23 protein-coding genes, 1 tRNA gene and 1 riboswitch are annotated in these 26,744 nt (G+C 62.3%); of the genes, 14 read left to right on the forward strand and 10 right to left on the reverse strand.

Features of this window, described 5'->3' with window-relative positions:
* Positions 1-68 precede the first annotated feature (68 nt).
* The 6 genes from HMPREF1022_RS05295 (at position 69) to HMPREF1022_RS05320 (ending at position 6,049) form a co-directional block, all read left to right on the forward strand.
* Entirely contained in the window at positions 69-551 is a 483-nt protein-coding gene (locus HMPREF1022_RS05295; RefSeq protein WP_009302221.1) for a LexA family protein, read from the forward strand.
* The gene (locus HMPREF1022_RS05300; protein WP_009302222.1) at positions 532-1,833 is read left to right on the forward strand and encodes a Y-family DNA polymerase; all 1,302 of its coding nucleotides are present in this window, start codon (positions 532-534) and stop codon (positions 1,831-1,833) included. The genes HMPREF1022_RS05295 and HMPREF1022_RS05300 overlap by 20 nt, the downstream gene beginning before the upstream one ends.
* Positions 1,834-1,943: 110 nt before the next feature.
* Positions 1,944-2,711 carry a GntR family transcriptional regulator gene (locus HMPREF1022_RS05305; protein WP_009302223.1) on the forward strand — a complete coding sequence of 256 codons (768 nt, stop codon included), beginning with the start codon at positions 1,944-1,946 and terminating at the stop codon, positions 2,709-2,711.
* 297 nt (positions 2,712-3,008) lie between these two features.
* Positions 3,009-4,265, forward strand: a complete 1,257-nt coding sequence (locus tag HMPREF1022_RS17100) for an aconitase X (protein WP_009302224.1) — start codon at positions 3,009-3,011, stop codon at positions 4,263-4,265.
* Complete coding sequence (locus HMPREF1022_RS05315) at positions 4,262-4,669, forward strand: aconitase X swivel domain-containing protein (RefSeq protein WP_008685099.1); 408 nt, start codon at positions 4,262-4,264, stop codon at positions 4,667-4,669. The genes HMPREF1022_RS17100 and HMPREF1022_RS05315 overlap by 4 nt, the downstream gene beginning before the upstream one ends.
* A 96-nt stretch (positions 4,670-4,765) precedes the next feature.
* Positions 4,766-6,049: an SLC13 family permease gene (locus tag HMPREF1022_RS05320; RefSeq protein ID WP_009302225.1), complete on the forward strand. Its 1,284-nt coding sequence runs from the start codon at positions 4,766-4,768 to the stop codon at positions 6,047-6,049.
* A 119-nt stretch (positions 6,050-6,168) separates the two neighbouring features.
* Here HMPREF1022_RS05320 and HMPREF1022_RS05325 read toward each other — a convergent pair whose 3' ends face one another.
* A complete protein-coding gene (locus HMPREF1022_RS05325) occupies positions 6,169-6,951 on the reverse strand; it encodes an Lcl C-terminal domain-containing protein (protein ID WP_232221552.1) in 783 nt (260 codons plus the stop codon).
* Positions 6,952-7,655: 704 nt separating this feature from the next.
* Here HMPREF1022_RS05325 and trpS point away from each other — a divergent pair.
* Positions 7,656-8,789 carry a tryptophan--tRNA ligase gene (trpS, locus tag HMPREF1022_RS05330; RefSeq protein WP_232221553.1) on the forward strand — a complete coding sequence of 378 codons (1,134 nt, stop codon included), beginning with the start codon at positions 7,656-7,658 and terminating at the stop codon, positions 8,787-8,789.
* A 384-nt stretch (positions 8,790-9,173) separates the two neighbouring features.
* On the opposite strand, the gene HMPREF1022_RS05335 is transcribed toward trpS, so the two are convergent.
* From HMPREF1022_RS05335 to HMPREF1022_RS05350, 4 genes are all read right to left on the reverse strand, one after another.
* A tRNA-Asn gene (locus tag HMPREF1022_RS05335) sits at positions 9,174-9,249 on the reverse strand.
* A 92-nt stretch (positions 9,250-9,341) separates the two neighbouring features.
* Complete coding sequence (locus HMPREF1022_RS05340; protein WP_009302228.1) at positions 9,342-9,953, reverse strand: epoxyqueuosine reductase QueH; 612 nt, start codon at positions 9,951-9,953, stop codon at positions 9,342-9,344.
* Positions 9,954-10,125: 172 nt separating this feature from the next.
* Entirely contained in the window at positions 10,126-12,486 is a 2,361-nt protein-coding gene (locus tag HMPREF1022_RS18845; protein ID WP_232221554.1) for an Rne/Rng family ribonuclease, read from the reverse strand.
* 603 nt (positions 12,487-13,089) lie between these two features.
* Entirely contained in the window at positions 13,090-13,779 is a 690-nt protein-coding gene (locus HMPREF1022_RS05350; protein ID WP_008685093.1) for a metallophosphoesterase, read from the reverse strand.
* 72 nt (positions 13,780-13,851) lie between these two features.
* Between HMPREF1022_RS05350 and HMPREF1022_RS05355 the strand changes: the two genes are divergently transcribed.
* From HMPREF1022_RS05355 to HMPREF1022_RS05385, 7 genes are all read left to right on the forward strand, one after another.
* Positions 13,852-14,481 (forward strand): 5-formyltetrahydrofolate cyclo-ligase, encoded by a 630-nt coding sequence (locus tag HMPREF1022_RS05355; protein WP_009302230.1) that lies wholly within the window; start codon positions 13,852-13,854, stop codon positions 14,479-14,481.
* Positions 14,472-15,236: a polyphenol oxidase family protein gene (locus HMPREF1022_RS05360; RefSeq protein ID WP_009302231.1), complete on the forward strand. Its 765-nt coding sequence runs from the start codon at positions 14,472-14,474 to the stop codon at positions 15,234-15,236. The genes HMPREF1022_RS05355 and HMPREF1022_RS05360 overlap by 10 nt, the downstream gene beginning before the upstream one ends.
* Before the next feature lie 669 nt (positions 15,237-15,905).
* A riboswitch (cobalamin riboswitch) is annotated at positions 15,906-16,098 on the forward strand.
* 145 nt (positions 16,099-16,243) lie between these two features.
* Positions 16,244-17,329, forward strand: a complete 1,086-nt coding sequence (locus tag HMPREF1022_RS05365; protein WP_009302233.1) for a FecCD family ABC transporter permease — start codon at positions 16,244-16,246, stop codon at positions 17,327-17,329.
* Positions 17,330-17,382: 53 nt separating this feature from the next.
* Positions 17,383-18,243 carry an ABC transporter ATP-binding protein gene (locus HMPREF1022_RS05370; protein ID WP_009302234.1) on the forward strand — a complete coding sequence of 287 codons (861 nt, stop codon included), beginning with the start codon at positions 17,383-17,385 and terminating at the stop codon, positions 18,241-18,243.
* Entirely contained in the window at positions 18,182-19,042 is an 861-nt protein-coding gene (locus HMPREF1022_RS05375) for an ABC transporter substrate-binding protein (RefSeq protein ID WP_009302235.1), read from the forward strand. The genes HMPREF1022_RS05370 and HMPREF1022_RS05375 overlap by 62 nt, the downstream gene beginning before the upstream one ends.
* A 174-nt stretch (positions 19,043-19,216) precedes the next feature.
* Positions 19,217-19,945: a precorrin-2 C(20)-methyltransferase gene (cobI, locus tag HMPREF1022_RS05380; RefSeq protein ID WP_009302236.1), complete on the forward strand. Its 729-nt coding sequence runs from the start codon at positions 19,217-19,219 to the stop codon at positions 19,943-19,945.
* A gap of 61 nt (positions 19,946-20,006) precedes the next feature.
* Entirely contained in the window at positions 20,007-21,335 is a 1,329-nt protein-coding gene (locus tag HMPREF1022_RS05385) for a GGDEF domain-containing protein (protein WP_009302237.1), read from the forward strand.
* 111 nt (positions 21,336-21,446) lie between these two features.
* Here HMPREF1022_RS05385 and hypE read toward each other — a convergent pair whose 3' ends face one another.
* The 5 genes from hypE to HMPREF1022_RS05410 all read right to left on the reverse strand — a co-directional run bounded on the left by hypE (position 21,447) and on the right by HMPREF1022_RS05410 (position 26,730).
* A complete protein-coding gene (gene hypE / locus HMPREF1022_RS05390; RefSeq protein ID WP_008685083.1) occupies positions 21,447-22,454 on the reverse strand; it encodes a hydrogenase expression/formation protein HypE in 1,008 nt (335 codons plus the stop codon).
* A gap of 3 nt (positions 22,455-22,457) precedes the next feature.
* The gene (gene hypD, locus HMPREF1022_RS05395) at positions 22,458-23,549 is read right to left on the reverse strand and encodes a hydrogenase formation protein HypD (RefSeq protein WP_009302238.1); all 1,092 of its coding nucleotides are present in this window, start codon (positions 23,547-23,549) and stop codon (positions 22,458-22,460) included.
* Between the two features lie 296 nt (positions 23,550-23,845).
* Positions 23,846-24,901 carry an N-acetyl-gamma-glutamyl-phosphate reductase gene (argC, locus tag HMPREF1022_RS05400; RefSeq protein WP_009302239.1) on the reverse strand — a complete coding sequence of 352 codons (1,056 nt, stop codon included), beginning with the start codon at positions 24,899-24,901 and terminating at the stop codon, positions 23,846-23,848.
* Positions 24,902-25,084: 183 nt separating this feature from the next.
* Positions 25,085-25,417, reverse strand: a complete 333-nt coding sequence (locus HMPREF1022_RS05405) for a DUF1844 domain-containing protein (protein WP_008685079.1) — start codon at positions 25,415-25,417, stop codon at positions 25,085-25,087.
* Between the two features lie 122 nt (positions 25,418-25,539).
* Positions 25,540-26,730, reverse strand: coding sequence for a pyridoxal-phosphate-dependent aminotransferase family protein (locus tag HMPREF1022_RS05410; RefSeq protein ID WP_008685078.1), 1,191 nt, complete (start codon positions 26,728-26,730; stop codon positions 25,540-25,542).
* Positions 26,731-26,744: the final 14 nt, after the last annotated feature.

Below are 26,744 nucleotides of genomic sequence, written 5' to 3' on the forward strand. Positions count from 1 at the left end.
GATACGCCCGTCAATGCGGCGCGGGCCGATGCTGAAGGTCGCTGCGGCCCGGCTGGGCAGTTGCCAGCATGGGCTTCTGCCGCTATCAAGAGGGCATGGATACGCCGCTCTTTTCTTCCGCTCTTGAACTGCTGGGCGCGTCGGCCCCGGTGCGCCCAGGCGGGCGCGAGGGCCTGCCGCTGTATCTTTCGCCCGTGGAGGCGGGTTTTCCCTCTCCGGCCGAGGACGATCTGGACCGCAAGCTCGACCTGCATGAATATCTGGTACGTAATGAGGCGGCCACCTTTTTTCTGCGCGCGCACGGTGATTCCATGCTGGGCGCGGGCATCCACGACGGGGATCTGCTTATTGTGGACCGCTCGGTGGAGGCCGGGCACAGGCGGGTGGTCATTGCCGCCCTGGACGGCGAGCTGACCGTCAAACGCCTGCTGCGACGCGCCGGGCGGGTGCTGCTGGCCCCGGAAAATCCGTGCTTTTCACCCATCGATATCACGGAACGCGAATATGTGCACATCTGGGGCGTGGTAACCCATGTCATCCATAAATTGTAAAAAACCGCTCTGGGCCCTGGTGGACTGCAACAACTTCTACGCCTCCTGCGAGAAGCTGTTCCGGCCGGATCTGGCGGACCGGCCGGTTGTGGTGCTTTCCAACAACGACGGCTGCATCGTCTCCCGTTCCGCCGAGGCCAAGGCCCTGGGCATTCCCATGGGCGCGCCGGAATTCAAGATCCGCCCGCTGCTCAAGGAACTGGACGTGGCGGTTTTTTCCTCCAACTACGCCCTGTACGGGGATATTTCCACGCGTATTCTCGCCATTCTGGAGCAGCACTGTCCGGTGGTGGAGCCGTATTCCATTGATGAGGCCTTTCTTCGTCTGGATGCGCCCCTGCGGGCCAATCTGCCCCAATTCAGCCGCGCCCTGCGGGCGACCATTTTGCGCTGGACCGGCATCAGCGTGTCCATCGGCCTGGCGGAAACGCGCACCCTGGCCAAGGTGGCCAACCATGTCGCCAAAAATAGGACCGCCTATGACGGTGTTTTTTCCCTGGTCAGGCCGGAGGCGGACATCGACGCCGTGCTGGCCGGGACGCCCGTGGATGAGGTCTGGGGCGTGGGGCGCGGACAGGCCAAGCGGCTTCGGGCCGAGGGCGTGCGCACAGCCCTGGATCTGAAACGGGCCGGAGATCTCTGGCTGCGCAAGCGGCTCACCGTGGCGGGCTGGCGCACGGCCCTGGAACTGCGCGGTCTGCCCTGCATCGGGGAGGGCAATGCGCCCGCGCCCCGCAAGGCCCTGATGTCCTCGCGCTCCTTTGCGAACAAAGTCCGTGAACGCGCCATGCTGGCCCAGGCTTTGTCCTGCTTTGCCGCGCGCGCCGGGGCGCGCCTGCGCCGGGAGGGCCTTGTGGCCGGGGGCATGGCCGTGCATATCCGCACTTCCCGCCATGAAAGCGCGCGGTTTTACGATCAGACGGTCCAGCTGCGCTTTTCCGCGCCCACGGCGGACAGCCTGAGCCTGATCAACACCGCCATGAGCGGCCTGGAGCGCATCTACCGCCCCGGCTTCGGCTACGCCAAGGCCGGGGTCATGCTCTTTGACCTGGAGGCCGAAGGCCGCCTTCAGGGCAGCCTGCTGGTGCCGGAAAACGCGGAGCGCCGACAACGGCGGGAACGCCTGATGGCGTCCCTGGACGCCATCAACCGGCGTTTCGGCAGGGATGCCGTGGCCTTCGGAGCGCAGGGCCTGGGCGAGGCCCCCTGGCATATGCGCCGGAAGCAATGTTCTCCCCGTTTGACCACAGACTGGAAGGAATTGCCCCTGGCACGCTGCTGAGGCGGCATCCGGTGAACGCAAAATATTTTTTGCCGGGCTTGACAGGGCCGCACGGCGCGGGTATCAGGGAATAAATGTTCCTTATTGTATGCGGGTGAGAGGTGATAAATATGTCATGCAGCAAGCTTCCCGCCATGGAAAGTCTGGAACGCGAAAGCGTCCGGTCCCTGTATGAGCAGGCTGCGGACCGGTTACGCGCCCATTTCATGGGCATGCGCCCAGGGGAGCGCGTTCCCACCGAGGCCGAGCTGACCCGTATTTTTCAGGTGGGACGTTCCACCATCCGCAAGGCCTTGCAACGCTTGGTGGAAGAGGGCCTGCTGGTGCGCAGCCCCGGCAAGGGGACGTTTATCGCGCGTGCCGTGCCGTGCATCATTCACTCCATTGACCGCGTTTCCGCCTTTATGGACACCTTCCGCCGCAACGGAGAGGATGTGCGGACGCAGATGATCGACTTCGGCTGGCTGGGCAGGGAGGTGCCCCTGCCGGAAAAGTTGCGCGACTGGCCCCGGCCCGTCCTGCGTTTCGACCGCCTCTACGTCTCGCGGGGCATTCCGCACGCCGTGGCGCGGGTCTGCCTGCCGTACACCATCGGCAACCACATCAGTTCGGCGGACGTGGAGTCCACGCCGGTGTACAGGATGCTGCGGGAAAAATTCGCACAGGAACCGATGGGCTCGGAATTTCTGGTCAGTTGCGAGCAGCCGCCCAAAAATATCAGCGACCTGCTGGAAGTTTCCCCCAGTACGTCCCTGCTGGTACTGGAACGCATCACCAGGGACGCGTCGGGCAATCCCCTGGAATTCACCACCCATTTCCTGCGCCCGGACATTTATCGCCTCAGTGTGCATCTGGGCGAGGAGGGGGCTGGTGTCTGAAAAATTAGATACACAAAACCCGTAGGGTGTTGCGGCGGCGTAGCGGCCATGAAGCAGCGAAAAATTTTTACAAACAGGCTTTCAAAGCCGCCGGGAAACCTCTTTTCCCTTGCCGCGCAGGCGGTTGGTCTGGGCGAAGCATTGGGCCAAATTTTTTTTAGAGCAAAATGTATGCTATTGTATGCTTATAAAAGAAAATAAATAAAAGCCGCCGCGTCTTCCGGAAGGGCGCGTGCGTTCCAGGCCAATATCGGTGCGGTCATCCGGCCGCGCCGTCAACTCCTGAAGGAGGCAGACATGGATACCGGGACAATGCATTTGACGGATGAGGAAAAAGGCATGTTGCGCGGTGAGCGGGGGGAGGCCGTCAAAGAGGCGCTGGCCTATCAGATTGCGGTGGGAAATTTTTTCAAGGCCGAAAAATTCGTGCCCGTCGCCAATGCACACGTCATGGCGGACATTGAGCTGATCGGCGACGGCGGACTGGAGTTTTTACGGCGTCTGAAGGCCTTGGGCGCAAGTTGCGTGGTGGACACCACCACCAATGCGCGCTGCATGGACATGCAATGTGCCGCCAGCCTGGGGCAGGACAGCGAAGAAATGGACAAGGAGGAGGAAATCATGCGCCTGCTGGAAGAGCTGCGCATGATTCGCATTGATTCCTGCATCAACTACCAGACCTACTACCAGCCGACCCTGGGAGAACATCTGGCCTGGGGCGATACGGGCACGGTCATTGCCGCCAATTCCATTTTTGGCGCGCGCACCAATTTCGAATCCGGCAATGCAAGTCTTTCGGCGGCCATCACCGGGCGCACGCCCGCCTATGGTTTTCACCTGGACGCCTGCCGACGCGGCACTATTGAGGTACGCCTGGAAGCCGAAATGCGGGATGTGGCGGACTGGGGGGCGTTGGGCAAGCTGGTGGGCCACCCCCATCAGGACTACTTCGCCGTGCCGGTTTTCGAAGGCGTGCGGCGGCGTCCCTCGCCGGACGATCTCAAGCATCTGGGCTGCGCCTTGGCGAGCTACGGTTCCATGGCCATGTACCATATGGTCGGCGTCACGCCTGAGGCCCGCAGCCGTGAAGAAGCCTTCGGCGGCCGGGAGCCGCAAAAGAGCATGACCGTCACCCCTGAGGATCTGGACAAGGTGTACCAAAACTATGCCTATCTGGACGGTGCGGAAAATGTGGTCGTTTTCTCCGGTCCGCAACTTTCCATCTTTGAAATGCGCCGTTTGGCGGAGCTTTTCCAGGGGCGCCGGGTGGCCAAAGGCATGCACGTATTTGTGACCACCAACAACAGCGTCATGTCCAACGCCCGGCGGCTGGGCTATGCGCGGATTCTGGAAGAGGCGGGCGTACAACTGATGGAAGGCGTCTGTTTTTATCTGCTCCAGAATCTCTCCGGCATCAGAAAGATGAACGGCTGGATCAATCTGATTTCCAATTCCGGCAAGATCGTCAACACCATTACGGCCCACCGTTTCAATACCGTGCTGCGCCATACCGCGCAGTGCGTGGATATTGCCTGCACAGGAGAACTGCAATGAGCGAAATCATCATCGTCACGCGCGCCATGGGTCAGACCGTCAGCGGGCAGGTTGTCGTGTTCAGGGAGGGGTTCAGCCCGCGTTATGATCTGGACCGCACCAGCGGCGTCATTTCCCGGCGGGGACACAGCGCGGAAGGGCAATCCATCAAGGATAAAATCCTGGTCATCCCCACGGCCAAGGGCGGCGTGGCCGGGGGCTGGGCTTTTCGCGACCTGGTCTGCAAGGGCTTCGCGCCCCGTGCGTTCGTTTTCGGCAAGCTTAATCCCGTCATGGTCCAAGGAGCGGTATTCGCGGGCATCCCCATTACCGAAGGCTGGCGGCCGGACGCCCTGACGATGCTGCGCACGGGCGACATGGTCCGCATTGACCCGGAGCATCTGCGCATCGAAAAACTGTCCTGACCGCAGCCGCCGGAAAAGCGGCTTCAGGAACGGCGGGAAGCCGGGATTACCCCGGTTTTTCGCCGGAATCCGAACCCCGACCAAGGAGAACTCGGCATGACAACACTGCAGATACTCGCCCTGGTCTGGCTGGCGCTGGTGTTCGCCGTCAGCCTGTGGCAGCATATCAACCTCGGTCTGATCATGATCCCCGCCGCCTTTGTGCTGGCCGAGATCGCCGGTGTGCCGGTCAAGAGCCTGTACGCAGGCTTTCCCACCAAACTGGTGCTTCTGGTGCTCGGCGTGGCCTTTTTATGGAACCATGTGCAGGAAAGCGGGCTGGCGGACATCTTTGTTACAGCCATGGTACGGGCGGCGCGCGGCAGGGCCTTTCTGCTGCCCTGGGTCATGGCTTTTCTCACGGCGGTGATCTGCGCCGTGGGCGCGCTGCCCGCCGCCGCGCTGGCCATCACCATACCGGTAGCCATGGAAATAGCCCGGCGCGAAAACATCCGGGCCGCCCTGATGGGGACGGTGGTTATTCAGGGCGCTTGCGTGGGCGGCTTTTCGCCCTTCAATCCCTGGGGCAATCTGGTGGCCATGCAGGCGGCCCAAAACGGCATTGCCTTTGACAGCGTTTTTTTCTTTCTGTGCCAAGGCGCATTGGCCTTGGCCGTGGGCCTGGTGGGCTTTTTCTGCTTCGGCGGCCTGAAGCTGTTGCGACAGAAAGGACAAAACGGGCAAGTCGAGCCAGCCGTGAAGGCCGGGGCGGATGTGCTTCCGACTTCCGCCCGCGCTGTGGACAAGGCCCTGACGCGCTCCGGGCTGACAGCCTATCAATGGTGTTCTTTGGCGGCCGTGCTCTGTTTCATCACGCTGGTGCTGCGGCGTCTTGACGTGGGCCTGACGGCCTTTGCCGCGGGTATGACGTTGCAGATCATTTTCCGTACCAACGGCAAGCAGGCCATTGCCAAACTGCCGTGGGGCATTGCCCTGATGATCGGCGGCGTGCTGTTGTACGTGGGCCTGTTGGAGAAAATGGGCGTGTTGCACGCCATCGGATCGGCGCTGTCAGGTATGGAAAATCCCTCTCTGGTCCGCTACGGCATCAGTCTGCTGGGGACCATTATCGCCAATTTTGAATCCTCGTCCGTGGCCGTGCTGGGCCTGGTGATACCGGTGGCCATCAAGTCCATGGGCAGCGCTGTCCAGGCCATAGCCGCGAATATGCAACTGGCTTTGCTTTCCGGCAGCATCGCGGTCATGGCGGCCAGCCCCTTTCATATCGGCGGAGCGTTGATCCTGGCCGAAACCGAAACGGCGGACCGTACTTTCAAGGACTTGCTGCTTTGGGTGGTCTGTCTGGCACTGGTTTTGCCTTTCCTGGCATTCCTGCTCTGAGGCGTGAGGAATAACGGCGGAGGGTACGGGGGCCGGCGCGCCCGGCCTTATTTCCGCCGACCAATGAAAAAGACCCGTTCAGGAGGCGGGTCTTTTTCATTGGTCGGCGGTTGAAGTTCTCAGCTTGTGCCGCGCACCGGCCAGAGATGAAAACCGGTGTCAGGCTTGAAGCCCACGCCCACCATGCCGTCGCGGCTGTAAAGCGCCCAGGCGTAACGGGCTTCATAGACGCTGGTGGTGGACGACCAGTACACGTCGCGCACGTTTGTAAAAGGATGCCCTTCGGGCAGGGCCGGGGAGTCGGCCTGAAGGTCCACCAGGCTTTCCAGTTCCCTGATATTGGGCATGCGCCAGTTCGTGGCTCTGTCCAGAGCCGCGCTGTTGAGTCCGTCCACAGCGGCCAGGGCTTCTTCCCAAGGCAGGGGGCGGCCCAGGGGGTCGGCATTCCGGCTCCAGATCAAACCTGTAAGTTGATCCCGCACCGAGTCGCCATCTAGTGCAAAACGCTCCCCGGGCGAAAAGAGCGGCGCGGCATCTTCCGTTTTCGGCAGGCAGACCGGCCAGGCCAGGGCGGCTTCGTCCTTGCGGACGCGGGTCACCCGGCCGCCGCCCAGATGAATGTGCCAGGCCTGTTCCGGCAGGCGGTGGCAGGTATCGGCGGTCCAGTAGTAGCCGGAAAAGACGTTGGTAAAGGGATGCCCCTCGGGCAGGGCAGGATTGATATGTTGATGGCTGAGCAGGGAAAAGAGCAGCCGCCGGGGCGGCAACTGCCAGTCGGCGCAGCCATGGGCTTTACGGGCGGCCATATCCGCCGCCAGCGCGTGGGCTTCCTCCCAGTTGAGCGGAAAGTCGGCGGGATTGGCGTTGCGGGCCCAGAGCGCGCCGCTCAGGCTGTCCCGCACCAGATCGCCTTGAATCTGAAAGCGGCCGGCGGCGGGCGGGAGATGTTTGGGCCGCGCGGCGTCTTGTTCGGAACCCGGGCCGGAGCCCATACAGTCTATGCGTTTTCCGGCAGTGTCATAGCAATGGATTTGATCGGTTTCCAAGAGTAGGGGATACATGATTTTCCTTGATACAAAAGCGTTGCCCTGATGGTAACGCAAAGCGGAACAATGAAAAAGGGCCATGCCGTGACCGGGCGGATTTTTAGAGCATTTCATGCGTGAGCTGCTCTAAAAATCCGCCCGGCATGCGTTCTGCCGTGTTCGCTTCCGTTGGCTATTATCCCGCAAGGACTTTTCCGGGTTCAGCCTCTGTGACATCCGGTTGAAGGCGGCGCGGTATTCGTGGAGGACGGTCGCCGTGCGGATACGACGTAGTTTGTTTCCGGGATGTCATAGCGTTCTGGCTTGCTGCAATATTCCCGTAAGTAAGGGATATGAATCACAGTCGATTAGTATGTCAGTATGGACGGCATCCACGAATTGGGATAGAATATAAAGGATGTGGTTAGCGAAAAATTCGAGCCTCGCGTCTGATTTGAAAAATTAGACCCACAAAACCCTACAGGTTTTGCGGCCGCGCAGTTGCCGTGAGTCAGCGAAAATTGAGAGCATGACTATGCCGAAATTTTTGCAGTCAGGCACTCGTTGGTTCGAGGTATGCTGTGCGTCAACCCGGTATCAGGAAACGAGAGGATATACAGATGGGCAAGATTATATTGACTGGCGACCGCCCCACGGGACGACTTCACATAGGGCATTACGTGGGCTCTTTAAAGCGCAGGGTGGAGCTCCAGAATTCAGGGGAATTTGACGAAATTTATATCATGATTGCTGATGCCCAGGCCCTGACGGACAATGCGGACAATCCGGAAAAGGTACGCCAGAACATCATCGAAGTGGCTCTGGATTATCTGGCTTGCGGGCTGGACCCGGAAAAATCCGTTCTGTTCATCCAGTCGCAAGTGCCCGAACTTTGCGAAATGGCTTTTTACTACATGGACCTGGTAACAGTCTCCAGGCTTCAGCGTAATCCGACAGTGAAGTCTGAAATCCAGATGCGCAATTTTGAAACGAGCCTCCCGGTCGGTTTCTTCACCTATCCCATCAGCCAGGCGGCGGATATTACCGCTTTCAAGGCAACAACCGTGCCTGTGGGCGAAGATCAGGCGCCCATGATTGAGCAGACCAAGGAGATCGTGCACAAATTCAATGCGGTGTACGGCGAGACGCTTGTGGAGCCGACCATTCTTCTACCGGACAACGAGGCCTGCCTTCGCCTGCCGGGTACCGACGGCAAGGCCAAGATGAGCAAATCCCTCGGAAACTGTATTTATCTGTCTGATTCCGAAGAGGACGTGAAGAAGAAGATTATGTCCATGTTCACTGATCCCAATCACCTGAGAATGGAGGACCCGGGACAGGTGGAAGGTAATCCGGTCTTCATTTACCTGGATGCCTGTTGCAGGGATGAGCATTTCGAGAAATATCTGCCCGAGTATAAAAATCTGGGAGAATTAAAAGCCCATTACGCCCGTGGCGGCCTGGGCGATGTGAAGGTAAAGCGCTTCCTGAACAGTGTGCTTCAGGAAATACTTGGCCCCATCCGTGAGCGCCGTAAGGAGATTTCCAAAGATATCCCCGCAGTATACCGGATATTGGAAGAGGGCAGCCGCAAGGCCCGAAAGAAGGCGGCGGAAACCTTGGCCGCCATGAAGCGAGCCATGAAGATTAACTATTTTGAGGACAAAGAGCTGATCGCTGATCAGGCGGAGCGCTTCAGAAGCCGGATGGACTAATGTCTCATTTGAAAAATTAGATATATAAAATCTGTAGGATGTTGCGGCGGCGCAGTCGCCGTGAGTCAGCGAAAAAGCACGTTTTTTCGCTGACGATCCTGCGAAAATTGAGAGCAGAACTATGCTCGAAATTTTTGCAATCAGATACTGAGCTTTTTATCAGCTTATGGCGGGTCCGGGAGGGGTGTCAGGGAGAATGCGGGTCTTTCAGCCGTCTCCGGCACTCCTCCCGATGTTATTTTGCCGGCGGTTGCTGTCGTGGCCGAGTCTGGCCCGTTCGTTTCAATCTTGATGCTGTCGTCTGTTTTGCTTTTCCAGCAGATCAACTTTGCAATGTTCCAGAAAAATGAAAAAACCCTTGATTTCTCAAGGGTTTATCATTTTTGGCTCCCCGAGACGGACTTGAACCGCCAACCTAGTGATTAACAGTCACCCGCTCTGCCAATTGAGCTATCGGGGATCGCTGAAGGCAAAAAACTTTTTACGGAAAAGCGCCCGCGAGGTCAAGCGAAAATATAGGTTTCTGTAAAAATCTATGTGATTTTGTAAAAATCAGTGCTTGGCCGCCTCTTTTTTACAGCGCTCAAGTTTTTTCCGGTAGCGGTCCGCCTCGCTGTACACGCAGCCGCAGTAGGGCTGGCGGTACAACCCCCAGCCCTTGGAGCGGTCGATGCCTGCCTGCCAGTCCGTGCGGAAGTCGCGGTAGACGAAGCCGGGGCCGCTTGGCGCGGCCAGGCGGCGGCCCGCCGCCGCAATGATCTCGTGCGGCTGGTAACGGGAGTAGAGCAGGCTGGTGCTGACCCAGGAGAAACCCAGAGAGGCGGCCTTGGCGAACGCCGCTTCCACGCGGCTTTCGCAGCAATAGGCGCAACGCGCGGGGGCTTCGTCCCGTCCGGCCACGGCGCGCAACCATGCCGCGATGTCCCAAGTCTCGTCCGCGTACAGGATATCCACGCCCAGACGCGCCGCGCACTCTCCGGCGGCTTCGCGGCGGCGCAGATATTCGGCCAGAGGCTGGACATTGGGATTCATGAACCAGGCCGTGACCGCAAAGCCTTCGTCCAGCAGGCGGGTGATGGGCATGATGGCGCACGGCCCGCAGCAGACGTGCAGCAGCAGGCTCTTGTCCCCACGCTTCGGCTCCAGAGCAAAGTAATTTTTCAAAGTTACTTTGCTCCGGCGGCTGCAAAAGCGGACGCCCACGGCGGAAGCCAGGGCGGGACCGCGTTCCCGCCGCGCGTCAGCCGTTGCCGCCGGCGGCTTACGGATGACGACAGCAACGATAGGCTGAAGGCAGCGTTAACGTTGAGAATGCCATTCTCAACGTTAATCCGCTCTAGGTACGGATCGCTATTTCCAGGCATTTCCCGAAGTCCTGCTCCATTTCGCGCAGGCTGTCGCGCTTGTGGTTGAGCAGATAGAGGCCCAGTTCCCGCGTGGCTTCAAAGGTGCACTTTTCGCCGTTGGTGGCGCGCAGCATGCGGCGCAGCTCGCGCAGTCCCTGCAGCGCCTGCCATTCCAGGTTACGGCGCTGACCCGTGCCGCCGCAGGCCGGGCAGGGCTCCATGGTGATAGCGAGGGCTGAAGAGCCCATGCGCTGGCGCACCAGCTCCAACAGGCCGAAGGAACTCATGCGGGCCACGTCGTGGCGGGCGCGGTCGTTTTTCATGGCCTGTCGCAGGGTTTTCTCCACGTCCAGAATGTGCTTTTTGTCGCGCATTTCAATAAAGTCGATGACCACCTGGCCACCCACGTCGCGCAGCTTGAGCTGGCGGGCGATGGTTTCGGCGGCCTCCATATTTGTTTTGAAGGCCATGGCCTCAAAATTGCCCTTGCCGGAAATTTTGCCCGAGTTGATGTCGACGGCCATGAGCGCCTCGGTCTGGTCAAAGACCAACCGGCCGCCCGAGGGCAGAAGCACTTCGCGGGAATAGATCTGGTCCAGTTGGCGGCGCAGATTGAAACGTTCCCACATGGATTGGCGGATATCGCCGTGCAGGCGCACCAGATCTTTCTTGCGCGGGAAAAGCAGGCTGACGGTATCACGGATGCCCTGGGCCACTTCCTCGTTGTCCACCCAGATTTCGCAGACGTCGTCGGTGAGGTAGTCGCGCACCGCGCGTTCGGAGAGGCCGGGCTCCTGATGGATCAGGGCCGGGGCCGATATTTCCGTGGCTTTTTTGCGGATGTCGCGCCAGAGGCGCTTCAGATACTGCAGATCGTTCTTCAGGGTGGTCTTGGTGGTGCCGGCGCTCACCGTGCGCACGATGACGCCCAGACCCTGGCCGGGGTCGATGCCGTTCATCATCTCGCGCAGGCGGGCGCGTTCCTCGTCATTTTCCACCTTGCGCGAAACGCCGATCTGCTCCTGCCCGGGCGTGAGCACCAGAAAACGCCCGGCCAGCGAGAGCCAGGTGGTCAGAAACGCGCCCTTGTTGCCTGTGGGCTCCTTGACCACCTGCACCAGCACTTCCTGACCGGCCTTGAGCACCTTCTGGATGGGCGGGAACTTCTTGCCTTTGGCCGGTTCGTGATGGGCCAGCCAGTATTCGGGATGGATCTCGTCGATCTGCAAAAAGCCGTTCTTGCCCGCGCCGTAGCTCACAAAAGCGGCCTGGAGATTGGTGTCGATGTTGTGGATGACGCCCTTGTAAATATTGCCCTTGATTTTGCGCTGGTGGAGCATGTCCAGGTAGTATTCCAGCAGGCAGCCTTCCTCGGCCAGAGCCACTTCCACCTGTTCGCCGGGCAACACGCTGATGAACATCCGCTTTTTGCCCGTGGCCGCGCCGGTTTTGGCCTTGGCCGCCGTGGCGCGAGCTGTGGTTTTTTTGTTGTCCTCGGCCTCGGCGTTCTGGACGCTCTTGCCCTTCTTGCCGCGCCCCTTGGGGGCGGACACGCCGCCTTCGGCAACGGGAACTTCGGCAGCGGTGTCAACCTCGTCAAAAGCTTCGTCGTCGGCGTCCCCCGTGCGTTCCACAGCCGCGTCGTCCATGTTGTCGTCCGCTGCGGCATCATCCTCGCTCATCTCGCCCGTGGCGGTCTGGCGATTTTTGCGGTTGCGCCCGCGACCGCCGCGCCGTCCGCGCCGACTTTTGCGCCGGGGAGCGTCAGCGTTGCCGTCGTCCTCGTTTCCGGGGGCGGCTTCTTCGGCATCCACAGAGGCCTCGACCTGTTCCACCCCTTTCGGCGGGAGACTCTCGGGCCGGGAAATTTCTTTGGGAGCCTTGGCCGTTGTGGCGCCAGCCGTGGGGGCGGTCTGTCGGCTTTCAGCCTGAGGCGATGGCGTGTCGGTTTCGGCAGGGGCGGCGGCAACAGTGGATGTTGGGGATGTCAGGGATGCCGGGGCTTTTTTCGCCCGGCTGCCGCGCGTCGTGTTATTGCGGCCGCGCTTGGGAGCGGCCTTGGCCGCCTTCTCGGGCGTTTCCGCGGGGCTCTCCCCGGTTGCCGCAGCTTGCGCCGGGGCTGCCGCCTGCATTGCCTCTGCGCCGGTTTCAGCACTGCCGGTTTTGGCCGTGGCGCTGCGGCGGCCTTTGCCCGTGCGCTGGGCCGGAGCACGTTTGGCCTTGGCCGGGCTGTCCTCGCCGCCTTCAGGGGCTTGGGCCGGGCTTTTTGCAGTCGTGCGCCTGCCGCCCCGCGCCTTGGGGGCGGCTGCGGCGTCGGCATTTTCCGTGGTCTTGCCGTCAGCCGTCGGCACGTCGGGCTCTTTTGGGGGCTGAACGCGTGCTGTTTTGGCGGCCGATTTTTTAGTGCTGCGGGAAGAAGTACGGCGTTTGGGAGCGGGGGCTTCGCTGGAAACGGCGGAGTCTGCCGATGCGGGGGAAACACGGGAAGCAACAGTGGAACGGTCCTGGCTTGCGCCATCCGTAGCCGGAGACGCGGCCACGGGAAAATCCTGGTCAGTAGTCATGAAAATCCTTCTGGCGGCAATCTGAAAAACAGCGCCGCGAAAAAATTTGTGAGCCCGGCCTGTCGAACGCCGCGTGGAGCACTGCGGCAGCAGCGCCGTTACAGGCGCGCAATTGCCGCGGACATGCCGGACCTTATTTTAATAGAGCCGTTTCAAAGTGAAATTGCTCTGCTGGCTGCGAAGGCAGCCGCCCGCTACAAGGCATAAGCGCGACTTATTTGCGCTGTGATGTACCGGAGCGGGCGTCTTCAAAACTTTGAAATTGTGACATCTCAGAGTTAATCTGCTCTATAATACGTCTTTTGTGAAAATATGCAAGAAGGGCCGCCCGGCCTTCGCTTCCAGCCTCTTTCAGAACAGGGCGGGGAGGAAGGAGCCGGGCGCGAAGTGTCAGCAGTTTTCCAACACTCGCAGTTCCGCGGACAGCCGCCCCGAGTTGGAGCGCAACAGCACGTAGCCGCCCTGGGCCAGCGCGCCGGGGTTGACCACCACGGTGCGGCCCACGCGGTCCACGGCTCTGGCTTCATGGATATGGCCGCAGAGGCAGATGTCGGGCTGGGCTTCTTCCAGAAATTCACGCACCGCCGTGGAGCCCACATGAACGTCGCCGGGAATCACGTCGCAGGCCGTATCCTTGGGCGGATTATGGGAAACCAGCACCGTATGCGGATAGCGCCGGGCGCGCTGCCAGCAGGCGTCCAGCCATGCCGCGAACGTGGATTCGGGAAATTCGCTGGGCGTGCCGAAGGGCGTGAACGTGGAGGCCCCCACGCCGAAAATGGCGGTGTCCGGCGTCAGTTCGCGGGTGACGGTATGCAGGTTCCAGCCCTGCTCGCTCAGCCATGCATCCACTTCAGGCCGGTCCATGTTGCCGATCTGGGCCCAGACCGGCAGGTCGTGGGCGCGCAGAACCTCCATGACCAGTTCGGCCTGCTTGACGCCGCCGGTGATGGTCAGGTCGCCGGTGACGATGATCCCGTCGGCCTGGGCCAGTTCCGGAATCCGATGGAAACAGGCGGGGTCGTCGTGGATGTCGCCCACGGCTATCCAGAGGTAATCCTGCGTATCGGCGCTTGGCATGGCGTCCTATCCTTTGTTATAAAAATGGTGTCGCAATCCTGCCATAACTCGCCACGGATGGAAAGAGCCGCCATGCTTCCCACATCTCCCGAATCCCCCATGTCCGAGGAACCCGTCGCGGCGCGCAAGGCCGCCCTGCGGGAGCATATCCGCAAGCTGCGCAGCCGCCAGCCGCCGGGTTTGGCGCGGGCGCGCAGTCTGGAGGCCCAGCAACGGCTGATTGAGGCCGCCTGCTGGCGCAATGCGCATTCCGTGGCGCTGTATGTGGCCCTCAAGGGCGAATTGTCCACCGACAAGCTGCTGGACGCCGCCTGGAAGAGCGGGCGCACGGTCTGGCTGCCGCGCGTGCGGCCCGGCGAAGCGGGGATCATGGACTTCGTGGCCTGCACGGGGCCGGAACAATTGCGGACCGGCCCTTTCGGCCTGAGCGAGCCCGAGGACGGGCTGCCGGGCTTCGGGCCGGAAGGGGCGGGCAAGGCCTTTAAGCCGGATCTGCTGGTACTGCCTGGCTTGGCCTTTGACCTGCACGGCGGCCGCCTGGGCTTCGGGGGAGGGTATTATGACCGTTTTCTGGACAGCGAACTGGCCTGCCCGCGCGTGGGCCTGTGCTTCGCCTTCCAGGTTGCCAAAAATCTGCCCCTGGAACAGTGGGATCAACGCGTGCAATATCTCTGCACGGAAGAGCAGTTTCTGTGTCTGTAAGCTACATTCCTTTTCAGTTTCCCGGTCTTGAGAATGTCCGTTGCGCCTTTCAGGTCCGAGCCGCCATCCCCGGCGGGGTGTACCGCAACGGCTATGACGGCGGCAATATTTCCTTCAGCACCGAGGACGACCCGGATATTGTAACGGGCAACCGCCGTGACCTGCTGGCGGCCTTGCAGCCGCACGGCCTCACGGCTTGGGCGGAGCTCAATCAGGTGCACGGCGACGTGCTGCTCTTCGAGCCGGAAGCCGTGGCCTGCGAAATCCGGCCCACGGCGGACGGCGACGGCATGGCCGTGTCCCGGCCCGGCCTGGGCCTGCTGATCAAGACCGCGGACTGCCAGCCCATTCTGCTGGCGCACAAGAGCGGTCGATACGTGGCTGCCCTGCACGCGGGCTGGCGGGGCAACCGTTGCGATTTCCCGGGTACGGGCGTGGCCCGCTTCTGCGCGCGCTATGATCTCAAACCCTGCGACCTGCTGGCCGTGCGCGGACCCAGCCTGGGGCCGGGACGGGCGGAGTTCGTCAACTTCGAGCGGGAATGGAGCGACGACTTCCGGGCCTGGTTCGACCCGGCAACGCGGACCATGGATCTTTGGGGCCTGACCCGCCGGCAGTTGCAACAAGCCGGTCTGCCGGAGCGCCAAATCTACGGCCTGGATCTTTGCACGGCTTCCAACAACGGACAGTTCTTCTCTTACCGGCGTGAAAAAAGGTCCGGCCGTCAGGCCAGCCTGATCTGGATCACGGCCTGAGGCTGATCCGTCGCGCGTCTACCTTGGCAAGCGTATAAAAGTTCATTTAATTTATACGGCTGGTTCAATGTATTGGTATTTATCATATACTCTTTCCCAAGAGTTGGGCGAAGCCACCTTTGCTCCGCCGGAGCGAAGCGCAGGCGGATGGCTGGTGCCGGGAGAATTCTAAAAAATGCGCTGGCCGTTGCCGCGTCAGCGGCTTGCTTGAGCCGTTCACGGCGAAGCCGTGTTGCCTTAGCTGTAGCCGCAGGGCGGCGTACAGATAAGGACAGCACTGCTACGGATCAAGACAGCACCGCTACGGATAGCGACAGCGATTTTCCTAGATATAATTTTGCGTAACCAATTGCTGTCTTCATCCGTAGCTTCCTTCGTCGCAACGGCTGAAGCAAGATTCTTCGGCGTTGGCAAGGGAAATGGCGCTTTTTGCGCGGAAACCGACCGGAAGGCGGCCCAAAGGGCCGTGCCCGTTGGCGAGCCGGGCGAGCCTTACGGGCACCAAGAGCAGGGCTGTACTTCAAGTACGTGAGCGGCAAAAAACGCCGGATGACGCCGCCAACGTCGAACAGGCTGGTTTTGACGGATAATCCCGGCAAATAAGATGCCTTAAAAGCTGGAGTCAGATGCATCTGTCCGGCCGCATTGACAGGGCCGCGCGCCGCGCCTAATGTGCCCTCTGACAACGGTAGCCGGACCGGCGGAGCAACGCGGAACGGCTTGAAAAGGGAATCCCGTGTAAAACGGGAGCGGACCCGCCGCCGTGAGATCCGCAAACCGCGCCCCATTTTGTGCCACTGGAAACGGGAAGGCCGGGGCAAGGGGATCAAGCCGGAAGACCTGCCGTGCCCATTTTCGCGCTCCTGGTGCAGCTTAACTTTGAAAAAGTGCATTGCTTTGGCGTGAGATGTTCTCCGGCAACGGGTTTTTGCCGGTCAGGCAGAGGAAATACGGGCCTCTTCCAGGTATGGAAGAGGCTTTTTTTTGTCCGCATAGCCCCATATGATATGCACATAGATGCCCTTTCCCGGCCGCCCCGGACGCGGTCCCTTTGCCTTGCCCTGGCCGGGCTGGCGGCGCTCTGGCTATGCTCCCTGCCGCTGGCCTGCCTGCCGGGGCCGTTCCCGCTGGGCGTGAATGAGGTTTTCCGCGCGCTGGCCGCGAGCCTGGGCCTGGCCGCCGCTCCGGTGGACGCCTCTCAACTCCTGGTAGTGGGGCAGATCCGTCTGGCGCGGGTCTGCCTGGCGGCACTTTGCGGCGGCGCGCTGGCCGTGGCTGGCGTGGCCCTGCAAGGCGTACTGCGCAATCCCCTGGCCGACCCTTTCACCCTTGGCATTTCCGCCGGTGCGGCCTGCGGTGCCAGCATGGCTATCGCCCTGGGCGGCGTCGGCGGCGGGTTCGGCCTGTGGCTGGGGCGGATTCTAGGCCATGCGGCGGGAGTGACCCAGGCCGGGTTGGTGGCTCCCGCCGCTCTGGCCGGGGCCCTGCTGGCCCTGTGCGGCGCGCTCTGGCTGGGCCGGGGCAAGGGGGATTTCAGCCGCGAAAGCGTGATTCTGGCGGGTATTGCCGTGGCCGCCTTTCTGGGGGCCCTGGTGGCCCTGGTCAAGGCTCTCAATGAGGAATCCGTGACCAGCATCGTGTTCTGGATTCTGGGCTCGCTCCAAGGCCGGGGCTGGGACAGTCTGCCCCTGCTGCTGGCGACCCTTATTCCCGGTCTGCTGGCCGTGGGTCTGGGCTGGCGGGCCTTGGACGTGCTTTCGCTGGGCGACGAGCAGGCCGCGCAACTGGGTCTTAATGTGGGCCGGGCGCGCTTCTGGCTGTTGGCCGGGGCCAGCTGCATGACCGCCGGTTGCGTGGCCGTGGCCGGAGTGATCGGCTTTGTGGGCCTGGTAGTGCCGCATGTGCTGCGCCTTTTGCTGGGACAGGGGCACGGCCCTTTGCTGGCCGGGGCCTTTTTCGGCGGCGGCGTGCTGCTGGTCTGGGCTGACGTCCTGGCCCGCAGCGTGCTGGGCGGCGGCCAGGAATTGCCCGTGGGCGTGGTCACGGCCCTGTTGGGCGGGCCGTTTTTCGCCCTTCTGGTGCGGCGGCGCTGATGTCCGGCGCACGATCAATGGACAGGCCGCTGAGCAGAGCAGTGGAAGGGCCGATGCTGGACGTGCGCGATCTCACGGCGGGCTATGCCGGGCGGTCCGTGCTGCGCGGCGTGAGCCTGGCGGCGCGCGGCGGCGAAAGCGTAGCCCTGCTGGGACCCAACGGCAGCGGCAAAACCACCTTGCTGCGTTGCATTTCCGGCGTGCTGCGGCCCCAGGGCGGCGGCATACGTTTGGCGGACAGGCCGCTGGATGGCCTGCGTCCGCGCGAACGCGCCCGGCTGGCGGCCGTGGTGCCGCAACGCGCGGAATGCCCGTCCGGCCTGAGTGTGCGTCAGATGGTCCTGCTGGGGCGCTATCCCTACCTCTCCTGGCTGGGCGGCTACGGACGGCGGGACTACGCCGCCGTCGGACAGGCCCTGGCCGCCACCGGAGCCGCCGCTCTGGCCGCGCGTCGCGTGGGGGAGCTTTCCGGCGGGGAACTGCAGCGGGTGCTGCTGGCGCGGGCTCTGGCCCAGGAGAGCCCGCTGCTCCTGCTGGACGAGCTGGCCGCTGGTCTGGATCTGGCCCGCATGGTGGAACTTTTTGATCTGCTGGAGCGCCGTCGGGCCGCCGGGGCCTGCGTGCTCATGGCCATGCACGACTGCAATCTGGCCGCCTTGTATGCAACCAGGCTCATGGGCCTGAAAAACGGCCGGGTACTCTTTGACGGCCCCGTGTCCGAGGTCTTCACCGAGGAGAGACTCAGTGTTCTGTACGATATTCCCATCCGGGTTTTTTCGCATCCGCGCTGGGGCCTGCCCCAGGCGCTGCTGGGGCGCGCTTCCGGGCCGTGGAGCAACGGCGCCGTCAATTTTGCTGCTGGTTCTGCTGCTGACGGGCCTGAATCCGGCCCCGGTTCAGGCGGCTCCCATTGAGGTGGTTGACGACACGGGCGTCACGCTGACTCTGGATAAACCGGCCGAGCGGATCATCGCCCTGTACGGCGCCTACAACGAGCTGCTGCTGGCCTTGGACGCGCGCGACCTGCTGGTGGCGCGCACCGTGGCCGACGCCCATCTGCCGGAGCTGGCCGGTCTGCCCGCCATAGGCACCCATATGCGGCCCAATGCGGAACTGATCGTGGCTCAGAAGCCGGATCTGGTGCTTCAGCTCGCCGGACGGCGCGAGGCGCTGTTGCAGACCGAAGCCCTGCGTAAACTGGGCATCAATGTGCTGACGTTTGAGATGGATTCTTTTGACAAGATGTTCGATGTGCTGGAAAAGCTGGGGCGTCTCACGGGACGCGAGCAAAAGGCCGCCGGGCTGATCCGGGACTGGCGGGCGCGCCTGGCAACGCTGCGGGCGCGCCATGCCGGGGAAAAGCCGGTGCGCGTTTTCTATGAAGTGCGTTATCCCAATCTGCTGGCCGCCGGGCAAGGCAGCATCGTCAATGAGATCATTGCCGTGGCCGGGGGCGAAAACGTGGTCGCGGACGACAAGAAGCTGGTGCGCTTCAACGAGGAGGCCTTGATCCTGGCTGACCCGGACGCCTACCTGACCCAGAAGGGTCCCATGAATCCCGATCCGCAGCCTCTGTCCGAGCGCGCCCATTACCGGGATTTGCGCGCCGTGCGCACGGGACGGGTACTTGTGGTGGATGAGGACCGTTTCGCCCGGCCCGGCCCCCGCGCCGTGGAGGCGGCGGAGGAGTTGGAGCGCTGGCTCCATCCTTAGGCATGATGTTCTTTTGCCCGCTGGACGTTGTCGAACAGCGCTTTTTATTCCGCCCATGGACCAGAAGAGTCCACTGCGCTGCAGAAAAAGCTTGTTCTCCTCGCCGGCGGGCAAAATTCCTGTCGTGCCGGGCGGAATATTACATCTGATAACCAACGAGCAAGCGAGCAAGATATGACCGGAACTCTTTACGGACTGGGCGTGGGCCCCGGCGCGCCGGATCTGCTGACTCTGCGGGCCGTGAACGTCCTGCGCACGGTGGACGTGATCCTGGCGGCGGCCTCGCCGCGTAACGACTATTCCGCCGCCCTGGACACAGCCCGGCCCCATCTGCGCGCGGACGCGCGCCTGCTGCGCCTGGAATTTCCCATGACCCGCGACGCCGGGATTCTGCGCGCGGCCTGGCTCAAAGCCGCCGAAGCCGCCCGTGATGTATTGGAAGGTGGGGAAAACGCGGCCTTCCTGACCATCGGTGATCCGCTGGTGTACAGCACCTTCGGTTATCTGCTGCGCACCCTGCGGGAAGTCGCGCCCCATCTGCCGGTGGCGATCGTGCCCGGCATTACCTCCTTTCAGGCCGCGGCCGCACGCACGGGCACGGTGCTCTGCGAAGGCGGCGAGAAGCTGCGCATTCTGCCCGGCATCAACGGGCGGGACGACCTGGCCGCGGAACTGGACAATGCGGACACAGCGGTGATCCTCAAGGCCTACCGCAACTTCCCGGCCATCCGCGAAGCCTTGCAAAGCACGGGCCGTGACGCGGACTGCCTGCTCGCCAGCCACGTGGAACAGCCTGAGGAACATATCCGGCGCGGCGTGGCCGCAGTGGACAGCACGCCGCCTTATATGTCATTGATTGTAAGCCGGAAACCGAAAAGAGGCGGGGAGGAAGGCGCGCGCTGACGGCGGACGTGTTTTTGTTGCCGCGTTCTCAAACGGCTGCCGGATCACCGGGGGAAGTGCGATGTTCGATATCCTGCGGACGATAGTGCAGCACGATTATGAATTCGTCATGGTCGTGGACCTGTCCACCGGCCGCTATGTGAAATACGTGGGCAGCGACGCCTACGCGCATATTCCGGAGCAGGGCGATCATGCCGTCCAGGTGCGCAGCGTGGCCGAGCGCTTTGTGCTGCCCGAGGACAGGGAAGAGTATCTGGAGAAGATGTCGCTGCCTGTCATTGCCGCCATGCTGGAGAGCCGGAAAAAGCCCAGTTTTACCTACCGGCGGCGTAAACTTTCCGGCGAAATCGCCTGGCTCAAGGCCAATTTCATCTATGCCTCCGAAGAAAAGCGCAGCGTCATTATCGCCTACTACGACGATACCGAAGAGGTTGTTGCGCGCCTGAATGAGCGCAAGAGGATCGAGTTGCAGGACGAGGGCATCCGCTTCATGGCCCAGAACCTGTGCGAGGATTTTCTCATTGCGGATCTGGAAACCGGCGAAAGCCGCATGGTGACCCCAGACACCGGCAATATGGTGGTCAAGGGCACTTTCAGGGAGCAGATCGACTGGTTCGCGGAGAATATTCTGGCTCCGGAGGAGCGCGAGGATTATCTGCGCTACTTCGACCTCGCCAATCTGGTGCCGCACATCCGCAAAAGCAACGGTTTCTGCACCATGAACTGCACGGTGGTCTACAAGGACGGCCGTCACAATTTCGTCGTCGCCACCACGCTGATCCGTGATCCCATTGAGCCGGAAAAAGAATATCTTTTCGCCTACGCGCAGGACATCACGCGCCTGAAGCAGATGGAGTACAAAAACAAGGAGCTTTTTCTTCAGAGCCGTCGCGATCCTGTGACTGGTCTGTGCAACCGCGTGGCCACGGAACAGGATATTGACGAATATCTGCATTCCTCGCAACGCGGGGAAGAGGGTCTGCTTCTGATTCTGGACGTCGATTTTTTCAAGAGCTTCAACGACAATTACGGACACGCGGTGGGCGACGAGGTGCTGGTCTTTATGGCCGAAGCCATGCGGACCGCTTTTCGCAAAGAGGACATCCTCTGCCGCTGGGGCGGCGACGAATTTTTGATCTTTATAAAAGAATTCGGCTCACTGCGGGCGGTGACCGAGCGGATTGTCCGCCTGCGACGGCAGATGAAGGGTTTTTCTTCCGGGGGCAGGGCCTTGCCGGTCAGTCTGAGCGTCGGCGGGGCAGTGGCCGGACAGGCGACGCACGGCCTGGACGAGCTGTTTCAGAAGGCTGACATGGCTTTGTACGATGTAAAGCACGAGGGTCGCGACGGGCTTGTTATTCTGGGCGAGGACGGCGAGCGGTTGGTTTAGGAAAGCGCTGATTAATGACCTTTCGCCTCTGCCTGCGCCAGGCTCGCCCCGTACGAAGGGTGGGGCGAGCCTGGCGCAGGCAGAGGCGAAAGGACAATTTAGAAACAGCTCCTAGCAGATGCGCGGCAACTGCGCCCCTTCCAGCATCCCCAACAGCCGCTGGCCGCCGATGCGCGTGCGCAGCAGCACCTGCCCGGCCTTGTCCTCGCTCACGCTGCCGATGCGCGCGGCTTCGGCCCCGTAAGGCGAGGCGCGCATGGCCGCCAGAGCGGCTTCGGCCCTGTCTTCGGGCAGAATGCAGATGCACTTGCCCTCATTGGCCAGATAGAGCGGGTCCAGGCCCAGGAAGGAGCAGCCGCTTTTAACGGACTCATGCACCGGAATGCGCTCTTCTTCCAGGTTGATGCAGACCTGGGACTGTTCGGCGATTTCATTCAGAGTGGTGGCCAGGCCGCCGCGTGTGGGGTCGCGCAGCACATGCACTTCACCGGCGGCGGCAATGACGTCCTCAATCATTCGATTCAGGGGCGCGGAATCCGAAGCGACATCCGTGAGAAAGGAGAGATTTTCGCGGCTGCCCATGACGGTCAGGCCATGGTCGCCCAGCGCGCCGCTGATCAGCACCGCGTCGCCGGGGCGGGCGCTGTGCCCGGAGGGGGCCGGGTCAATGAAAATTTCGCCCACGCCCGTGGTGTTGATGAAGATTTTATCGCAGGCCCCGCGCGGCACCACTTTGGTGTCGCCGGTGACGATCTGCACATCGGCGGTGCGGGCCGCCTGGCCCATGTCCGCGACCACGCGCTCCAAGGTGTCCAGGGGCAGGCCTTCCTCCAGGATGAAGGCGCAGCTCAGATAGCGGGGCCGCGCGCCGAGCATGGACACGTCGTTGACCGTGCCGTGCACGGCCAGACTGCCGATGCTGCCGCCCGGAAAAAAGAGCGGCGTCACGGTGTAGGAATCCGTGCTCATGGCCAGGGGGCCGCGCAGGCCGTCCAGCAGGGCCGCGTCATCCAGGCGTTCCAACAGAGGGTTGGCGAAATGGCGCAGAAAACACTGCGCCACCAGGCGTTGTGAGGCCCGGCCGCCACTGCCCGCATCCAGCAAGAGACAATCGTCCATCAATCAATGCTCCGAATATTTGAAGTAGGCCGCGCAACTGCCCTCGGTGGAAACCATGCAGGGTCCCACGGGCGTGGCCGGAGTGCATTTTTTGCCGAACAGCGGGCAGGCGGGGGGGGCAATGCGCCCCTTGAGCACGTCGCCGCAGCGGCAGCCGGGCAAGGACGCCACCTCGGGCAGGCGCAGGTCCAGGCGGGCCATGGCGTCGAGATCCGCGTATTCGGGCCGCAGGGCCAGGCCGCTTTGAGGGATGCGGCCCAAGCCGCGCCAGAGCGCGTCGGCGGGCTGGAAAAACTGCTCCAGCAGGGCGCGCGCCTTGGGATTGCCCGTGTCGTCCACAGCGCGGGGATAGGCGTTGACCACGGCCGGGGCCTTGTCCCGCAGTTGTTCGGCCATGAGGCAGAGGGCCAGGAGGATGTCCGCCGGTTCAAAACCGCCCACCACGCCCGGCACATGGTATTCCGAGGCCAGAAAGCCGTAGGGCTGCAAACCCAGAATGGTGGAGACATGGCCGGGCAGCAGAAAGGCCTCCACCGCGCAGGAGGCGTCGTCCAGCAGGGCGCGCAGGGCCGGGGGCACCAGTTTGTGCAGGGAAAGCACGCAGAAGTTTTCGATTTTGCGCCGGCGGGCCGTGAGCAGGGTGGCCGCCACCGTGGGCGCGGTGGTCTCAAAGCCGATGCCCAGAAAAACCACTATGTCGTTGGGATTGGCCGTGGCCAGAGTCAGGGCGTCCAGGGGCGAGTAGACGATTTCCACGCGCGCGCCCTGGGCCTGGGCATGCTTGAGGCTGCGCCCGCCGGGCCCCGGCACGCGCAGCAGATCGCCAAAGGTGGCCACAATGACCCTGTCCCGTCCGGCCAGGTCCAGGAAGGCCGCCACTTCCGCGTCGTGCGTCACGCAGACCGGACAGCCCGGCCCGGAAAGGTGGGTGACCGAGGCGGGCAGCAGGGAGCGCAGGCCGCTCTGGAAAATGGCTACCGTATGCGTGCCGCAGACCTCCATGAAACGCATGGAGCGCCCGTCCAGGGCGCGTTCCAGGCGCTGCAGGAGACCGCGGCAGAGTTGGGGATCCTGAAAGGCGGTGTTCAGTTGCATGGCAGTTCCCGGTCTGATGGCTGATGGGGGTGAGTATCGTATAACATTTAAATATTATACGGTATTCACCGCCGGGCGCGAGCCCGGCGCGGCGGCGTAACCACCGTAACTCGGCGAAAAATAACATTTTTCGCCGATAATCTTGCGAAAATTGAGAGCATAACTATGCTCGAAATTTTTGCAATCAGACACCAGTGTCGCTTGACGCGACACTGGTCGCAACCCCGTAAGGGGATGCCCGCAGCCGATCCTCACGCCCGTTATGACAGTTCGGGCGTGACATGACACTCGGCGCGTCAGGCCAGGGGCGCGAGACGTTCCATGCCGGTATCCACGGGCAGGCCGCACATCAGGTTGGCGTTGGCCAGGGCCTGTCCCGAAGCGCCGCGGCAGAGGTTATCGATGGCCGCCAGGATGATCAGGCGGTTGGTGCGCGGGTCCACCACCAGACCGAGATCGCAGAACATGCTGCCGCGCACGTAGCGGGTTTCGGGCAGACGGCCCTTGGGCAGCACGCGGACCCAGGGGCTGCGCTCCCAGGTGCGGCAGAAGGCTTCATGCACGCTGTCCAGATTGGCGGCGGGATCCTTGAGCTTGGTATAGATGGTGGAGAGGATTCCCCGGTTCATGGGCAGCAGATGCGTATTGAAGGACAGGCGTACTTCCTGTCCGGCCAGCAGGGAAACTTCCTGCTCGATTTCCGGGGTGTGGCGATGGCGGGGCAGGCCGTAGGCGCGGAAGTTGTCCGACACTTCGCAGAACAGGGTGGGCACGGCGGCCTTACGGCCCGCGCCGGTGGCTCCGGACTTGGAATCCACCACAATGTCCCCGGTTTCGATGAGGTCGTTTTTGAGGGCCGCGTACAGGCCAAGAATCACCGAGGTGGGATAGCAGCCCGGGTTGGCCGTGAGGTTGGTCTGGGCGATGTCCGCGGCGTAGAGTTCCGGCAGGCCGTAGACGGCCCAGCGCAAAAGCTCCTTGCTGTGGTGCTCGTTCTTGTACCAGCGCTCGTATACCCCGGCGTCATGGATGCGGAAGTCAGCCGAAAGATCCACCACCTTGACCCCGGCCTCCAGCAGGGGAGCGGCCATATCCATGGCCGTGCCCGCGGGAACGGCCAGGAAGACCAGATCGCAATGCTGGGCCGCTTCCCTGGGCTCGAAAATGCTGATGATCACGTCCGCGCCCGGCATATGTTCCAGGAAGGGATAAAATTCGCCCAGGCGTTTGCCCGCCTCGGCCCTGGAACAGGCCATGGTCAGGCGCATGGAGGGATGCCCGGCCAGCAGCCGCGCCAGTTCCATGCCCGCATAGCCGGTAATGCCCACAAGCCCCACATTGATTGTCTTCATGCCGCGTGTCCTTTACAGGGAATCCTGGAACGGTTGTGATTGCCGATGAACAGACAGGCGTACCCCTCGGACGCCGGGCCCATCCGCGTGTTGCCGTCTTCAGCCGCCGTCCGCGCCGCAACAATCAAAGCGCGGCGAACCGCGTTTGTGCCCCGGCTTCAGCCCGATATTTTCAATGCATCACTACTTTTGGGCGGAGGCTTCCGCCATCTTTTTTTCACAGTCCGGGCCGCACTTGATCACGAATTTCATGCGCAGTTCGTACAGAATGCTTTCCAGCAACCGGCGTTCCTGCTCTTCAAGACAGCGCTCGGTCTTCTGGCGCAGCATTTCCAGCACGTCGATATTGTGCCGGGCCAGCGCCAGATCCTGCTCCATCCGGCCTGTTTCGGGATCGGGCACTTCACCCAGCTGCACCAAGGCCGAAGAGGCCAGGGAAAGAATGAAAGTGGAAAAGGTCACCTCGGGCAGAGGACCGTCCTTGGAGCTATGGCAGCCGCAATCGTTTTGGTTCATGTCAACCTCATGCTGATGTTTGCATTGGGGCCGTAACCCGCCATCCGGTCCCGTATTTCCCATACATAAGGTTTTTTCCGGTCCGGGCAAGGGCACGCCGCGCATTGTTCATCAGCACTGCCCTAACTGTGCACCAGAACTCTGGGCAGGAACTCGCCCGGTTTGTCCTCCAGGGCCGCGCGGTAGGCGGCCATGCCCTGTTCCAGATAGTCGCGCGCGCCGGAGAAACCGCCCGCTTCCATCAGGCCCCGGTCCAGAGCGTACAGCCCGGCCAGCACGTCGGCCCAGTCCACCCAGCCCATATGCCCGATGCGCACAATGCGGCCCTTGAGCTGATCCTGCCCGCCCGCCATGCAGACGCCGTGCTTTTCCAGGGCCAGGCGCAGCACTTCCGTGCCGTCCACGCCCTCGGGCAGCAGCACGCTGGTGATGCCCCAGGCGAAATGTTCCGGCGCGAAGAGATCCAGACCCATGGCCGTGACGCCCGCGCGGGTCAGCATGGTCAATGCCCACTGCTTGGCATACACGGCTTCCAGGCCGTTTTCCAGCAGCATGTCCAGGCTTTCATCCAGGCCCACGATCAGATTCACCGCCGAGGTGAACAGGGTCTGGCCTTTTGCCACATATTCCCGCTCCTTGAGCAGGTTGAAGTAGAAACAGCCGGGCGTCACGCCTGCGGCTTTTTCCCAGGCCCGCTCCGAGAGGGCCAGCAGGGCCAGGCCCGGCGGCAGCATCAGGCCTTTCTGCGAGCCGGTGAGCAGGCAGTCCAGGCCCCATTCGTCCAGAGGGCAGGGAGAAAGGCCCACAGCGGAAATTCCGTCCACCACCAGCAGAACGTCGCGTTGGCGGGTGATCCGGGCCACCTCCCGCACCGGGTGCAGCACGCCGGTGGAGGTTTCGGAAAGCTGGATCAGCACGCCTGTAATGGCGGGATCGGCGGCCAGGGCTTCCTCCACCTGCTCGGGGCGTACGGCCCGGCCCCAGGGCACTTCCAGGGTGACGACCTCCAGGCCGCGCGAAACGGCGATGGCTTTCCAGCGCTGGCCGAATTTGCCCGCCTCCACCACCAGCACCTTCTCACCGGGATTGAACAGGCCGTACACGGCGGCGGTCATGGCCCCCGTGCCGGAGCAGGAAAGGGGCAGCACCGTGCCTTGGGTGCCGAAAAGAACGCGCAGCTTTTCCTGCACCCGGCCCATGATCGCTTTGAATTCGCTTTTGCGGTGGTGGATCATGTCCCGGGCCAGGGTCAGTCGTACGCGCTCCGGCAGGGGCGTGGGACCGGGAGTGAGCAGGCGTACTTTATTGAGCATGGGAAACTCCGTGA

This window comes from Desulfovibrio sp. 6_1_46AFAA, from assembly GCF_000224635.1.
Classification (GTDB): Bacteria; Desulfobacterota; Desulfovibrionia; order Desulfovibrionales; family Desulfovibrionaceae; genus Desulfovibrio; species Desulfovibrio fairfieldensis.

Coding starts and splice junctions, on each gene's coding strand:
- HMPREF1022_RS05365 (WP_009302233.1), top strand. CDS start 16,244: ATGCACATAGATGCCCTTTCCCGGCCGCCCCGGACGCGGTCCCTTTGC.
- HMPREF1022_RS05405 (WP_008685079.1), bottom strand. CDS start 25,417: ATGAACCAAAACGATTGCGGCTGCCATAGCTCCAAGGACGGTCCTCTG.
- cobI (WP_009302236.1), top strand. CDS start 19,217: ATGACCGGAACTCTTTACGGACTGGGCGTGGGCCCCGGCGCGCCGGAT.
- hypE (WP_008685083.1), bottom strand. CDS start 22,454: ATGGACGATTGTCTCTTGCTGGATGCGGGCAGTGGCGGCCGGGCCTCA.
- HMPREF1022_RS05295 (WP_009302221.1), top strand. CDS start 69: ATGGGCTTCTGCCGCTATCAAGAGGGCATGGATACGCCGCTCTTTTCT.
- HMPREF1022_RS05385 (WP_009302237.1), top strand. CDS start 20,007: ATGTTCGATATCCTGCGGACGATAGTGCAGCACGATTATGAATTCGTC.
- HMPREF1022_RS05320 (WP_009302225.1), top strand. CDS start 4,766: ATGACAACACTGCAGATACTCGCCCTGGTCTGGCTGGCGCTGGTGTTC.
- HMPREF1022_RS05305 (WP_009302223.1), top strand. CDS start 1,944: ATGTCATGCAGCAAGCTTCCCGCCATGGAAAGTCTGGAACGCGAAAGC.
- HMPREF1022_RS05410 (WP_008685078.1), bottom strand. CDS start 26,730: ATGCTCAATAAAGTACGCCTGCTCACTCCCGGTCCCACGCCCCTGCCG.
- argC (WP_009302239.1), bottom strand. CDS start 24,901: ATGAAGACAATCAATGTGGGGCTTGTGGGCATTACCGGCTATGCGGGC.
- HMPREF1022_RS05315 (WP_008685099.1), top strand. CDS start 4,262: ATGAGCGAAATCATCATCGTCACGCGCGCCATGGGTCAGACCGTCAGC.
- hypD (WP_009302238.1), bottom strand. CDS start 23,549: ATGCAACTGAACACCGCCTTTCAGGATCCCCAACTCTGCCGCGGTCTC.
- HMPREF1022_RS05370 (WP_009302234.1), top strand. CDS start 17,383: ATGCTGGACGTGCGCGATCTCACGGCGGGCTATGCCGGGCGGTCCGTG.
- HMPREF1022_RS05300 (WP_009302222.1), top strand. CDS start 532: ATGTCATCCATAAATTGTAAAAAACCGCTCTGGGCCCTGGTGGACTGC.
- HMPREF1022_RS17100 (WP_009302224.1), top strand. CDS start 3,009: ATGGATACCGGGACAATGCATTTGACGGATGAGGAAAAAGGCATGTTG.
- HMPREF1022_RS05350 (WP_008685093.1), bottom strand. CDS start 13,779: ATGCCAAGCGCCGATACGCAGGATTACCTCTGGATAGCCGTGGGCGAC.
- HMPREF1022_RS05355 (WP_009302230.1), top strand. CDS start 13,852: ATGCTTCCCACATCTCCCGAATCCCCCATGTCCGAGGAACCCGTCGCG.